A 12620-nucleotide genomic window follows, 5' to 3' on the forward strand; every position below is an offset into this window, starting at 1 on the left:
CGCCTACGACCCCGCCCAACACGGCGGCGCCCAAACCCTGCAACCACAACCGGTCGCTACTTCTGCGGTATGAGGTTGACATAGGGAGTGTCATGTCTGCTCCGACGCGGTGTGACCGGGGCCAGTGGTCCTGGCACCGGCCCCGGTCACAATGTGAGTGTCCCGTCGGCGAAGACCTTGAAGCTGGGCGGCGGCACGCGCAGCTCGAGGTGGTAGGTCTTGCCCCGCTCGAGGCGGCGCCGCGCGTAGTCATAGATCATCAGCCCGGTGCTGAACCGGTCCCCGTGGAACTCGACGGTGGCGTCGCCGACGGTGATGTCGCCACCGCGGGTGACGATCTGCAGGCTGGCCCCGCCGGGCAGTGTGGTCCCTTCCGGGCAGGTTCCCTCCCACGCGATCACGACATCTCTGGGTGAGGGGGTGCCCCGGGACTCGAGGCGCGTGGTTGTCCATACCGATCGCACTGTCGTGACCTCTTTTCTCCTCGGGCCCGCAGGGACACCGGGCGTACGGGGTCCCGGCGGCATGGTTGTGGCGGTCGTGGTTCCCGCCGGCCTGCGCAGCGTGGTGTTGGTGCGGCTGGTGTCAGGCGGATGCGAAGGTCCAGGTTTGGTGGGGTTTACCCTTGCCGCGGCCGACCAGTGTGCCTCCGGCGTCGGTCCAGTAGGTTCGGGCCGGTTCCGGTGCCCTACCGGTATCGGCGCTCCAGATGTAGGTGCCGTCGGTCTGCCACGCGTCGACGTCACGGCCCTGCCCTGTAGCCCTGTCCAGACTTATCGGGCAATCCGCCCACGCCGCGGGGGGAACCTTTTTCCCGCTGTCCTCGACCGTGGACACGATCTGCGTCACTGCGTTGATCAGGCTGTCCCAATCTCCGGTCCAGCCCTTGTCGAGATTCTGCTGCGCCAATTGCTCGCAAGCGTCCGCGTCTTCGTCGAGGGGGAGCAGGCGGTAGACCTGCATGAAGATGTCCGGCCACAGGTCCGGCTCGCCGGTCCACTCCGGCGGCCTCAGCAACTCCACCCACGCGCCGCGGTCGGCGGCGTCGTCCTGCCTGATGGCCACACAACAGTCGCCGATGTTGTTCTTCTCGTTCACCGCGACGCTGATGATCTGGCTGCCGCTGGTATCGAATTTCCAGGTGGACTCGATGGTGCCGCGGATGCCCAGCGTCAGCGTCGGATCCCCGGTCGTATACGTCGTGTACGTATTGCCCAGCTGATAATCATGGTGCGCAGTGGTTTTGCCGAGGACCGCGAGGACGCTGCGGCCGGTGTCGTTGTTGGTGATGGTGAACTTGCCTGCTGGAAAGTTGGCCATGGCGGGACTGTACTGCCACACGAACCACCAGTGATGCAAGTTCGCTATTTCTGCCGTGTCCGGCGAGTGGCCGGGCAGCATGGTCTCTACCAGGGCTGACGCCCCGCTGGATTCTCGGCGGTTACTACTTGGGCTGGGCCCGTTGTAGCGGGGTTCAGTGGCGGGTTTGAGTCGTGCTGCGCCGGGCGGGGTCGATGGAGGTGACCGCTTGCGCGGCTTCGAGTTGCCGGCGTAGCGCCCGGTTTTCCAGGGCCAGGCGCTGGATGGTGGCTGTGGCGAGGTCCAGATCGTGCTGCAGGTCGTGGTTGCGTTGACGCAGTCGTGCTTCGGTGGCGTCCTCTCGTGGGGGCCCGGTGGTGGGGGAGGTGCTGGCCGGTGGCTGGTTCCGGTGATCTCGGCGGTGATGTCGGGGTATCGGCGGCGGAAGGTGGTGTTGGCCAGTCCGATGCGGGTGGCGAGGGCGAGTACCGACACTCGGGTGCCGGTGGTGGCCGCGTCTCGGCGCAGCGCTCCAGCTCGGCGAGCACGTGCGTGCGATCGGGTGCGGGCCTGGTCATCGAGGGCTTCGGGGGGTGTGACGGTCGAGGAATGCGGCCACGGTGCCGGCGCGGTGGGTCAGACGGGCCAGCAACAGCGGCGGCAGTCCGGGACGGGTATCGAGTTCGTGGCGTAGTCGCTGGAGTTCTTCGCCGAGCGCGGCGTGGTTGGCGGCGGTGAGGGCGACGTTGCGGCAGTCCAGGGGTTTGCAGTCGACGAGGGCCGGTTGTGGTGTCCCCTGCAGGGTCGATGTCCGGGTGCACAGTGCTTTGTCGGCGTTGAAGACGCAGGTGGAGTAGGTGCCCTGGTAGATGGCCGGATCGCTGGCTGCCATGAGGCGAGCCAGCCGGCGGGCGTCGGTGATGACGACGCCGCGGTAGGCGGCGTCCCGGCCGAATTCGGCCAGTCGGCGGGCGGCTTCGGTGGCGGCCGGTCCGGTGAGGGTCGTGTGTTCGTGGGCGTCGACGGCGGTGAGCAGGTGTTCGCCGCGGGCGAGGGCGATCTCGGCTTCGACCTCGGCGCGGAATCCGGACTCCGACTCTGGTCACTGACCGACTATGCACAACCCGGTACGAGAACCGATCGTTTCACAACACCTCATCTGAGAGTTGCGGCTGACATGGTGCGGCTGGCGACGTCGGGGAATGCGGGGGTGTTGAGGAAGACGGTGGCGGCGCGGCGGGTTCGTTCGTCGAGTTGGGCCATTTTTTCGGTGGCCGCGGTGAGGCTGACACGCAGGCCTTCGGCTTCGCCGAGCCAGCCGTGCTGCTCGGCCTCGGTGATGCGTTGGGTGAGGTTGTCGCGGATCTGTTCCAGGCGGCCGCGCTGGGCGGGGTCGACCCTTAGGACCGGGCATCTGATGCAGCTGTGCTCATGTTGACAGCTCGTGCCGTAGGCGCGGCCGCATTCTCCCGCTGGGCGCGGGTGAACATCGCTCGCGCTGCCGGATACGACAGCTGCCGCCACGGTCGCCGCAGCGTGAACCACAGCGGATACCGGCGGCCGCGGGGTGCGCCCAGCCGCCAGATCTCCTCCTGGTAGAGCCGCAGCCAGATGAACGAATCCGGGGAAGCCGGCAACCGCTGAACGTTTCGTGTCCCCTTGCGGGTCACCGAGATCAGCTGTTGTCCTGGATCCTCATCACACTGCATCGCCGACAGCAGCTCCTCGGCACGGGCGCCGGTGGAAACCCAGAACGACAACAGTGCGCGGTCCCTGTTCGAGGGCAACGCGGCGAACAACTGATCGAACTGCTCGTCGGGAATCCGTCGTGGGATGCGCTGCGGAACCGTCGGCCGGTAGCGGCCGACCCGCTCACCGCGGTAGGGATCCATCGGATTGTGGTGCGCATGCGCCCGGCCGGAACGACGCCGAGCACGGTGCAGCGGAAACGGGTTGACCAACGGCCCCTCACCTGCCTCCAACAGGAAGTCGTAGAACGACCGCAGCACCGTCTCCGCATGCGCCCGCGACGATACCGCGTACTTCGGTCCCGGGCCCTGCTTGCCGGTCACCGTGTTGACGACCGAGCCACCGCGCTGACCACTCCGTTGCTCGGCTACGCCGCCACCGTCGCCGCGATGCCGCCAATGAACGCGAACCGGCTTGTCCGCCAACATCATCCACCGAGCGAAGTCGCGTCCCTCCACCGGTGTCGCCCGGTCCCAGCCCATATCGATCGCCGCCAGGAACCGCCACCAGCGCAGCAGATCATTGCCGTAAGAGCGGATTGTCGATGGCCGCCGATCCATACCTTGCAGTTCGGCAAAGAAGGCCGCCGCCGGTTCGACCACGCCGCCGTTGGCATCCAAAAGCCGGTACGGCACCCACCGATCCCCAGTCTCTTCCAGCCGACCGATCTCCGGCACGACGAGAACCGACAGATCGCGCTCATACCCCTCATCACGCATGGCGCGGAAAGCTAGCAGAAAACCGCGATGACCTGCAAAGATCTCGAACATAGTTCAGTCAACACGTGATCCGCGGCGAGTGTGGGTGTCTCCTGTTCGCAGCCCCGAACGGACAATGCCAGTGACGTTGGGCGAGAAGGCCGCCGCGCTGGATTTGCGTCTGGGTGAGACGTGGATCCCCGCGCTGGGGTACCGGTGGGCGCGCCTACGATTTGGTGCTGAGCCCGTATGGTTCCTCGAGATAGAGCTTGGGCTCCGGTCGCAGGGAGGTTTGACTGAGGTCGCGGTCCGGCAGTGGGTGCCCTGGGATGCCGCCAAGCCAGACTGAACCACCGATCCGTTCTCGTGGCCCTGAGCCGCCTCCGGGCGTTCTGTTGCCGATCGCGTGCCGAAGACGGCGAACAGCGGACGGATGAGAGTCACCTGAAGGGGCAACCGGACGCTGCATGTCGATTGTTGTCGGACGATCGGAGGACAGCGTCATGGCGGCGCGCGACCGGACCTACCTCGTTCGCCTCGACCCATGCCTGCGCGACGAGAGTGCACCACAGGGGGGTGTTCGAGGGGTGTTCTTCGACTGGCTGCAGACCGTCGATGCCGAGCCCGTCGAGCTCTGCGGCGCCGATCGCGTCGTCATTTCCTGTTCGCCGGAAGCCGCCGACCGCATCCGCGACCTCGAGTACGTCCTGGACGTCGAACAGCGCGCCTAGATATCCGCGCCGATAGCGTCGCCCGAACAGACGTTCACCCCGGCCCGGTGCTGGACTCGGATGATCAGCTGGGAGCGTGTGCAGGCGGTCAGGTCGGGTATCTGCCGAGTATGACGAACATCCAGGAAGAGGTGCTCAAGCCGGGGCAGAAGGCGCCCCAGAGCGGCATCTACGAATGTTGCAGCCCGACCTCGTGCGGGCACCGGTTCAGTACCGACGTCGCGGGCCATCGGCTACCCCCACTGCCCGCCGACTGCAAGGGCGGCGGCTGGCGACTGCAACAACCCACCCCGCACACCCACGACAAGTGACACCGCCCGCAGCAGGCCCCCGCTTGTCGACACCATCGTCGTTTCGCCTTGCTTACTCGCCGCGCCGCCGATGAGGATTGCGGCCATTCAGACGGCGGCATCTGCGCGGCTCCCGCACGATACTCACGGAGCCCGCAGAGTTGATCACGCACCTGATGCGTCCATCGGTTCTGACATCCCGGACAGCCGCCACTCGTCGTCACGCAGGGCCAGCTACAAGCAGTCGCCCCTCAGAGGTCGCGGTCGGGTCTAACTCGACCGACGCGACAGGGGTGCAACTACGGCTGGTGAAGTTGTTCTGAACGACAGCTCGCGCATCCGGCCCACACCCGCCGCGGCGGGAGCGGGATGCTACTCGGAAGCAGCTCGACCCGGATCTGCGGACTCTCGCCTGAAGTCAGGCTGTGCGTGCCAGGTCATCGTGGCGAAGAGCTCCTCGAGGTCGTCACAAGCGGCACCGAGATCGTCGAAAGCCATCATGCGCTTCCTGATTCGTCCGACGAACGGCCCGAACCGCTGCGCCTCGACACGTTAAACATGCCTGAGGTCCCACACCGGCCGACCCGACGTGGTCCGTTCGGTCCGCGGTCCGAAGACCGCCTCGAGGTCCTCTTTGCGGTAGCCCAGCAGACGCAGGTCCACCTCGGAGATCTGGCCGTGTTCGGCCAAGTCGCCGTCTTCGTTGTCCCACTCGGGTGTTCCGCGGTACTCGTCGATGACGCGCTCATCGTCCAGATCGGATTCGTGCACGCTACCCGTCACAATGCCTCCCCGTTGGTTCCCTCGATGGGCTGCCCGCCCGCCCACCCCTGCACTGGAATCTACCGCGACGGTGGGTTGAGTGCCGCAGAGGCGAGTCGGTCGGCGGCCTCGGCCAGTACGAAGCCGAGTGAGCCGCGTTGGTCGTTGTCGGCTGGGCCGCGACCGTAGGTGCCCAGGCGTGCTGCGGTCGAGGCGAAGATCGTGGCTGCGATCGCTCGCGCGGTGGCCTGCTCCCATGGATCTGGAACAGGTCCGGGGGTGCCGTCGGGACTCGCGGCTGGAAATGGGCCAGGCCAGGGCAGTGGCCATTTGGCTGGCCACGGCGTACCGCACCATTCATCGGTGACCGCGCTGATGAACACGGCCGCCACGTCGGGTTCGGCGTTGGCCGCGGTGTCCAGGGACGTGGCGGTCCGTACCAGGTCGTGGGCCAGTTCCGCTGCGCCGATGAGGAATTCCTGGCCTGGCGGAAGAGGTTGGGGGTTCGGTCCGGCTTGCTGTCGAGTCGAGACAGCGTGCCTGCGGGCCGGGCTGTGGGGAACGATGGCATCCCATACGGCAGGGTGCAGTCTGGCCAAGATGGCCAGCAGCTGGCTGTAGCTCATGATGGGGGCCTTCCAGTTCGCGTCCGCGGCTCCTGACACTGCAAGACTCACTCCCCATGGCCGAGCCGAATAGCGTAGTGAACTACGCGAATACGGGCGCCCACCGCGCTCGACGCGCACTTCGCGCTCGGTGGGGTGCAGGTGGCCGCGCACGGCACGCGCGACCAGGTCCCGCACGCTAGGACCGAACGTGCGCGCCACGGGCGATATGTGGAACTCACTGACCTCCTCGCGCGCACACCAGGCCTATCAAGCGCGCGGTGCACGTCAACGGATAGTGCGATCTCACCCGTGCAACTTCCGGCGGTGCAAAGCCAACGCTTGCCCCACCTCTCCTGCGTGCAGGTTCTCGGCTGATTATCCGACCGCGCGCGGCGGGCGCGCGCATCGCGCACGTTGTGGACGGGCCGCACCGGTCTCGGGATGTTGTCGCTGACGGCTCGATACAGAGCGCGCGCGACGCTGTGCATCCGGTCGCGGTCGAGCCGTGCACGCTGTCCGAGACAATAGGGATGAAGAAGACTGGCCGCCGACGCGGTCTCGGGTACATGTCGTGGCAGCGCTGCTCGTACCGACCGTAGCTTTTTCTTACGGGACGATTTCACCCCGCGGCAGGCCGAGTTCGGGGAGGTACAGGGTGAGCAGCTGCCCACGTCCACTCACGGTGCCGGTGTATTTCACATCGGCCAGGTCTACACCCAGGGTTTGCAGGGCGTCCACCAAGAGTTCCGCCGCTGTGTCGGCGTGTTCGTCGGAGATCGTGTTGCCGAAGTTGCGCTGCCACAGATCGCGTGTCCAGCCGAGCCCGACGAGTCGGTCGGGATCAGGCGGATCACGGTGGTGGACGAAGGCTTCAGTGGTCAGATCCCCACCCACGTTCCACACGCTGACGAAGGTCTTCTCATCGACCGCTGACTCCAGATGAAGAATGAACTGGCCGGGAAAGTTTGGCGTGTCGCGGCAGAGGGCTCGCAGTACGACACTCAGCCGGTTACGCAGAACATCCCAGTCGGTGACGAAAAACCTCGGCTCGCGACCGAGTAGTTCCGTCGATTCGGCGGCTTGCCACACCATCGGCGGTCCGTTGCTCGCGTCGCCGGCGAGCGCGGTGCACAACAACTCCACCACGACACTGCTGCCGTCCAGCCGCACGGCCATGCTGGTCTCGGGACGCTGCCACATCACCCACGGGCCACGCCCACCCCACCGTGTCGGCCGCACACCGCAGACGCCCTCCACGATGCCCCAAGCCTCCCGGACGAACTCCACTTCGTCGTCATATGCGATGCCATGTGACACATTCACCGACAGCCAGACAGCTTGTCGCGGATCGGTTTTCGCGGCATTTATCGTCGCAACACCGGCTCTGGGCCCTTCCGGATACCAGCCGAGTTCCCAATCGACGACCTGCTCGGTCCACCGCGCCGGATCCACCGGACGAGCAGGAACCACCGGCCGCAACTTCCATCCCAGCGTCGACAGCGCCGACTCGACCTCGCCGATGCTCCATCCGCCCATTCGCAGACCAGCGAGCTGTCCCACCAGCTCCCGGAAACGTCGATCCGCCGACCAGTACCGGTACTCGTCCCGCGCCACATCCGAAGTGTATCGATCCGCCGCTCCACAGCGCTGCGTCCGCTTTTCGTCGTGCCAGGCGTTGAATACTCGAAACAGCGGCGAGGAAGGCCGGCTGCGGTACCGAGGCCGATCCCGCCTTCTGACTCACTCGACGCCCCGCGCCCCGCGCGCCGCCCCGCGCACGGTCCGGGCCCGCCGCGACGAAGCCGCGCGCGACGGGCGCGACCTGGCGCGCGCGGAGCGGCTGCGCGTGCACGGCGTGCACGGTGGATCGACTCGAAGGGCCGACTGCCTGCACAGCGTCCGGTCCGACACTTCACCGCCGTGACGTCCTCGACCAGTCGGATTCGCAGCAACGTTGTTCGCGGTATGCGTATCAAAAGGGGGGAAACGAACCGTGAACGACACCGGAAGGGCCGACGAGGCAAGCAGCGGACCGTTGACATGCACGGAGGTGCGACGGCTTCTCGACGTGGCGAAGAATCTCGGTTTCCCGGTCACTGCCGGGTTGATCGCGGCGGCCAGCCTTGATAGAGATCTGTGGCGCCTGACGTGGGGGCGGGTCGATGCCTTGTACACCTACACTCGCCGCCGCACGCTCCCGATTCCCCATGGGTTCGCCGCGCACATCGCTGAAATCGGCTTGCGCGAAGTTACCCAGTCGCAAGCTGCGCGCGACTAACGCGACGGTCGACGTGCGTCGCGCGCGCTTGCGTGCGCAGTGCGCGCGGGCAAGTAGTCACTCGGTGTCACCTGCTGCTGGCCGCCAGGTCGATCCGGGCGCACCTCGTTGTCGGCGCGGTGGGATGGTCGAGGCGTGACTGAAGATCTCCGCATAGAGGTGGTGCCGGACGGGTCCGGGATGGGGCTGGCGCTGCGCGCGCTACTGGAACAGCTGGATCAGCGGCACAAGCTACGTGACAGCTCGGAGTGCCGCGGGTTCCGGATTACAGAAGGCGATCGGTCGTGAACCCAAGGGGCGAGTCGGCTCGTCGGCGGGTTCGCCCCCTCGAGTTCAGCCCGACTCGAGATCAGCACCAACCCGCGGCGCGTGTGCGAAGCTCGCGCTGGTGGGGGACGTCGTCAAGGTCACCGCCGCGGTCGCCGAACGCACGGTTGATGGTCTGGTCTTCGGGTCTAGCAACAACCTCACCGGCTCTGATGCCCAGCCAGTCTCCTCGCGCCCGTCGGCGACGTACGGGACGACCCGCTATCTGTTGTCGCCGCGCCGCTGCCAGTCGATCTGGACGACGAGTCCCAGTGGTACCGCCATTGGTGAATTAGTTAGACGTTTGATCATCCGGGAACTCCCGCCGAGCGGTACGTTGCGGCGAACCCGTCGGCTGAGATGCTTCGATGCAATTTTCTGTGGGAGAGCGTGTCACGAGGGTGGCGGTGATTTGTCGGGCTGAGCGGCTTTGCTGGCCGGTTATTCGCGCGTACGGGTTGCGGATGCGATGCCGCTGCTATCGGCGATATTTCCGGGGGTGATGGTCTCGGATTCCTCGCTATTGGGTTGGGGTCCGTTCTTGCCGTGATTCTCTCCCGCTCGGGCGCGATCGGACAGCGCATGAGCTGGTCTCGCGGCAGGTTGTGCGCTGTTTCAGGTTCTTGGGCGTCAGGCCGCGTATCGTCCGACCCAGTCGTCCAGGTTGGCCGGAGGCTGACCGCCAGGGATCGGCGCGGTGACCGCGCTGTCGTCCTGGATCATGATGCCCACGTCGTGCTGCAGCGGTGGAATGACGTCGGCGGGCACGGTGCCCTGAAGCACCAGGCTCCCGTTCACGTAGGCCGAGTACGTCGTGCCCTCCGCGCGCACCTTGATGCGCGAGCCCTCCGCGAACTTCCAGGTGCTCACATACGCCTGGTTACCGGTTACCGGGCGGACGCCGTTCGTCGCGGCGGGGTCCTCGTAGTACAGCGCCATGACTCCCCGCGTGAACGCGAAGTGCACACCGCTCGCACCGGCGGGCGCAATGGTGCTCCCGTTGCCGACGAGAGCCTGGTTTGCACGGACGACCACCCCCGCCGAGGAGTGCTCCGGGTCGCGGCCCGACCACCGCACGACGGCCTCCGACTCCTGGGTGTCGCCGGGAGCCGGTGTCGCGAAGTACGCGAAGGACAGCGGAACGCTCGGCGTGCCGACGCCGCTGATCTCCCCGTTCGAGACGTACAGATTTCCGCCGCCTCGCACAATCCAGTCCGAGCCGATACTTCCGTCGTCGAAGTTGTCAGAGCCGAATTGCGTCGCCGCCGGCGGCGGGCACCAGGAGCACGGTTGTGCGTTCGCGGTCGCCGGGATGCCGAGGACGAACGGCAGTGCACTGGCCATGACGAGAATCCTGCTCGGAACTTTCATACCCTCCGCCAAACTCCAACACGCCGAATTTGTGAAATTCAGTCACGGACTGGCCCAGAATTTCATGCTGCACACCAGGCCGATATGGGGGAAATGCCTACGACGTGGGCAGGTTCTGAGGTTCCGACTTATATCTCCGGTAGCGGTTTCGTGGTCGGGGTAGCTGCCCGTAGCGTGCTCGTGGCGGGCCGTTGTCAACTGCGGTTCCCCGGCTTCCTCGGAAGGCTTTGAGCATGGTCCGATAGGGTCAGGAAGGAGCCCCGCGTGGCAGCACCGAAGACCTCCGATGCCTTTAGCGGTCAAGCGGCAGCGCGTGTCGAACCTACGGCGTTTCGACCAGTGCCCGAATTCGCTGCTTCGAACCCCAGCCTCGAGACTGCCGCTGCACACGGATATGTCAAGCCTCAGCGAACAACGAGCGGTTCGACCTGCCGGCGCTGGGAAGCCACTCGCGGCGCGGTATCGAACCTGCGATCTTTCGACGTCCGCCAACTCGGCGAAACCTCAATTCTTTCGATATGATCGCCAGCCCAGGGTTCGGTGCCGTAATCCACCACATATCTGACCTACGCCGAGGCCAAGTAACAGACCGCGTTCCTCGGCGACCAAGCCTCTCGCCACAGCCAGGCGGCAAATGCGCCACAGTACTTCTGGAAGCCGGATTTCCGGCATTCCGCTCCGAGGGAAATCGGCATTCAACCTCGCTAATCCCACGCCCCTGCCGCAACCCTGACGATAGCCCGCGCGGAACCCCGGCCGATAGCGGTAGGCGAGCAACGCCTCCGGAAGAAAACCCGTGCGATACCCCGCATTGTGCACTGTCCAGCCGAAGGCCACGTCTTCGTTGGCTGGATAGGTGACGTCCATACCACCCACCTTCCGATACACATCTGCCCTACACGCGGTGCTGCCTCCGATTATCACCGGTGCGAACACACCGGCGGGCTGGAACTCCGTCGGATCCGGTATTTCGGCGACGGTACGCGGGTGTTCCGCGTTCAATGTCCGGCCTTCCACCGCAGAGCACACCAGATCATATCCCTCGTCCAAGAATTCGATGAGACGCCGAGCCCATGTCGGATGGACCCGATCGTCATGGTCGCAGAAGAGCAGGATTTCACCCGCTGCATGTTCGGCGCCGACATTGCGGGCAAAGGACGCACCCTTCTTCGCTGAAGCATCGATCCAACGGATTTTCAGCTCGTCCCGTAGCGGATGGTCCAGGATATGAACGGGAAACGACTTCCGTGACCCGTTGTCCGCGATGATCACCTCGAATTCTCCGTCGTAGTCTTGCTCGGCTAGACCCGCTAGTTGTATGTCGAGCAGCCTTTGGTTTTCATCATCGGAAATCAGCGCTGGAATCACAACGGAGATTGATCTTGTGGCCACTATTACCTAATCTTATGACTGGGATTGCCGAGGAAGACTCGGGTGAACCGATTTCAGTCCTGCCGCAGCAGGGGATAGCCCTCAGTAACAACTATTTCGGTCATGCGCTGCCAGCTTGATCGAAAACCAACCATGTGGCTTACGAATTCCGCGAGGCAGAAGAGCGCCAGCGAGGCGTAAAGGGGATTGCTTCACGTCGACTCAGGGGGCGAGCCAGATGTTGCGTACCCAAGCTCCACGGGCGAGCGCGTCACCTAGCGACGATGCCGCAATGCCCCTCTCGGCGAGCCCGCTCACCACCATCCGCGACAATCCGCCGCGGTCGAAGGTGGGCGCGGGGCCGTCAGCTCCGGCAAATCCGTCGTGCAACAGTACGATGTCGCCCTCAGTGATGTCATGTAACGCCTGCTCAGAGAGTTTCTCTACGTCCTCGTCCACCCAGTCACCGGCCGACCGGCTCCAGACGACGGACTGCAGACCGGCCGCGCGGATCGCGGCATATGTGCCGGAGCGCTGCGCGCCATAAGGTGGCCGAAACCAGCGAATCCGCTTGCCGCACAGATCTTCCAATTGTCGGCGCGCATCTCGGGTGCGTTGGTAGACCTGCCTGGCTGGCAGCGTCGTCAGACGAACGTGATCGTAACCGTGCAATCCGATCTCGTGCCCCGCACTGATCACCTCGTTGAGCAAGCCAGGCTGCTCAAGTGCTTGGCGAACCAATACGAAGAAGGTCGCAGTCACCCCCGCGTCGGCGAGCGCGGACAACACCCGCTCGGTCCCGCAAGGGTCTGGACCGTCGTCGTACGTGAGTACGACAGTGGGCTGTGCGACCCGAACCTTCTGCACCGAACCAACTTGGGAAGCTGCCGGAGCGACGATCCCTACAAGCGACTTGTGTAGGCGCCCCCGCAGATCCGAACCCGAACCCCCAATTGAACGTAAGTGCAGTTCTTGGGCGGATCGTTCGAATCTTCGGTACAGCACGCTGGTCATGGCGACAGATGGTTCCACCATGAAGCCTGACAGGGATATGGGGGAAATGCCTACCAGCCGGGAGGAGGTGGCCAGATGTGGTGGCCCGGTATCCGATCGTCGAGTGCAGGTGCTGGGTGTTGTACCAGTGCACCAGGACGCGA

The 12620-nt window shown here is 65.2% G+C and carries 15 protein-coding genes; 5 read left to right on the top strand and 10 right to left on the bottom strand.

The window, feature by feature from the left end; all coding sequences use genetic code 11:
* Nucleotides 1-146: 146 nt before the first annotated feature.
* The 3 genes from ABZ824_RS38810 to ABZ824_RS38820 form a co-directional block, all read right to left on the bottom strand.
* Nucleotides 147-401: a hypothetical protein gene (locus ABZ824_RS38810; protein WP_356969805.1), complete on the bottom strand. Its 255-nt coding sequence runs from the start codon at nt 399-401 to the stop codon at nt 147-149.
* Nucleotides 402-585: 184 nt separating this feature from the next.
* The gene (locus ABZ824_RS38815; RefSeq protein WP_356969807.1) at nt 586-1401 is read right to left on the bottom strand and encodes a hypothetical protein; all 816 of its coding nucleotides are present in this window, start codon (nt 1399-1401) and stop codon (nt 586-588) included.
* A gap of 472 nt (nt 1402-1873) precedes the next feature.
* Nucleotides 1874-2191, bottom strand: a complete 318-nt coding sequence (locus ABZ824_RS38820; RefSeq protein ID WP_356969809.1) for a hypothetical protein — start codon at nt 2189-2191, stop codon at nt 1874-1876.
* 362 nt (nt 2192-2553) lie between these two features.
* Here ABZ824_RS38820 and ABZ824_RS38825 point away from each other — a divergent pair, with 362 nt between their 5' ends.
* Nucleotides 2554-2703: a hypothetical protein gene (locus ABZ824_RS38825; RefSeq protein WP_356969811.1), complete on the top strand. Its 150-nt coding sequence runs from the start codon at nt 2554-2556 to the stop codon at nt 2701-2703.
* Here the strand turns inward: ABZ824_RS38825 and ABZ824_RS38830 are convergent.
* Nucleotides 2700-3767, bottom strand: coding sequence for an integrase (locus ABZ824_RS38830; RefSeq protein ID WP_356969813.1), 1068 nt, complete (start codon nt 3765-3767; stop codon nt 2700-2702). The two genes, ABZ824_RS38825 and ABZ824_RS38830, sit on opposite strands and share 4 nt — an antisense overlap.
* Nucleotides 3768-4249: 482 nt before the next feature.
* Between ABZ824_RS38830 and ABZ824_RS38835 the strand changes: the two genes are divergently transcribed.
* Both ABZ824_RS38835 and ABZ824_RS38840 read left to right on the top strand, forming a co-directional pair.
* Nucleotides 4250-4477, top strand: coding sequence for a hypothetical protein (locus ABZ824_RS38835; protein ID WP_356969815.1), 228 nt, complete (start codon nt 4250-4252; stop codon nt 4475-4477).
* Between the two features lie 110 nt (nt 4478-4587).
* Nucleotides 4588-4788 (top strand): hypothetical protein, encoded by a 201-nt coding sequence (locus ABZ824_RS38840; RefSeq protein ID WP_356969817.1) that lies wholly within the window; start codon nt 4588-4590, stop codon nt 4786-4788.
* A 531-nt stretch (nt 4789-5319) separates the two neighbouring features.
* Here ABZ824_RS38840 and ABZ824_RS38845 read toward each other — a convergent pair.
* The 3 genes from ABZ824_RS38845 to ABZ824_RS38855 form a co-directional block, all read right to left on the bottom strand.
* Complete coding sequence (locus ABZ824_RS38845; protein WP_356969819.1) at nt 5320-5550, bottom strand: hypothetical protein; 231 nt, start codon at nt 5548-5550, stop codon at nt 5320-5322.
* A gap of 59 nt (nt 5551-5609) precedes the next feature.
* Nucleotides 5610-6155, bottom strand: a complete 546-nt coding sequence (locus tag ABZ824_RS38850) for a hypothetical protein (RefSeq protein ID WP_356969821.1) — start codon at nt 6153-6155, stop codon at nt 5610-5612.
* A 588-nt stretch (nt 6156-6743) separates the two neighbouring features.
* A complete protein-coding gene (locus ABZ824_RS38855) occupies nt 6744-7751 on the bottom strand; it encodes a hypothetical protein (RefSeq protein WP_356969823.1) in 1008 nt (335 codons plus the stop codon).
* Between the two features lie 379 nt (nt 7752-8130).
* Here ABZ824_RS38855 and ABZ824_RS38860 point away from each other — a divergent pair, with 379 nt between their 5' ends.
* Nucleotides 8131-8415: a hypothetical protein gene (locus ABZ824_RS38860; protein ID WP_356969825.1), complete on the top strand. Its 285-nt coding sequence runs from the start codon at nt 8131-8133 to the stop codon at nt 8413-8415.
* A 135-nt stretch (nt 8416-8550) separates the two neighbouring features.
* A complete protein-coding gene (locus tag ABZ824_RS38865; RefSeq protein WP_356969827.1) occupies nt 8551-8703 on the top strand; it encodes a hypothetical protein in 153 nt (50 codons plus the stop codon).
* Nucleotides 8704-9351: 648 nt separating this feature from the next.
* Here ABZ824_RS38865 and ABZ824_RS38870 read toward each other — a convergent pair.
* The 3 genes from ABZ824_RS38870 to ABZ824_RS38880 all read right to left on the bottom strand — a co-directional run bounded on the left by ABZ824_RS38870 (nt 9352) and on the right by ABZ824_RS38880 (nt 12498).
* Nucleotides 9352-10065 carry a hypothetical protein gene (locus ABZ824_RS38870; protein ID WP_356969829.1) on the bottom strand — a complete coding sequence of 238 codons (714 nt, stop codon included), beginning with the start codon at nt 10063-10065 and terminating at the stop codon, nt 9352-9354.
* 531 nt (nt 10066-10596) lie between these two features.
* A complete protein-coding gene (locus tag ABZ824_RS38875; protein WP_356969831.1) occupies nt 10597-11460 on the bottom strand; it encodes a glycosyltransferase family A protein in 864 nt (287 codons plus the stop codon).
* A 225-nt stretch (nt 11461-11685) separates the two neighbouring features.
* The gene (locus ABZ824_RS38880; protein WP_356969833.1) at nt 11686-12498 is read right to left on the bottom strand and encodes a polysaccharide deacetylase family protein; all 813 of its coding nucleotides are present in this window, start codon (nt 12496-12498) and stop codon (nt 11686-11688) included.
* Nucleotides 12499-12620 lie beyond the last annotated feature (122 nt).

Origin of the sequence: Nocardia sp. NPDC047038 (assembly GCF_040644075.1) — a bacterium.
In the GTDB taxonomy this organism is placed as follows: domain Bacteria; phylum Actinomycetota; class Actinomycetes; order Mycobacteriales; family Mycobacteriaceae; genus Nocardia; species Nocardia sichangensis.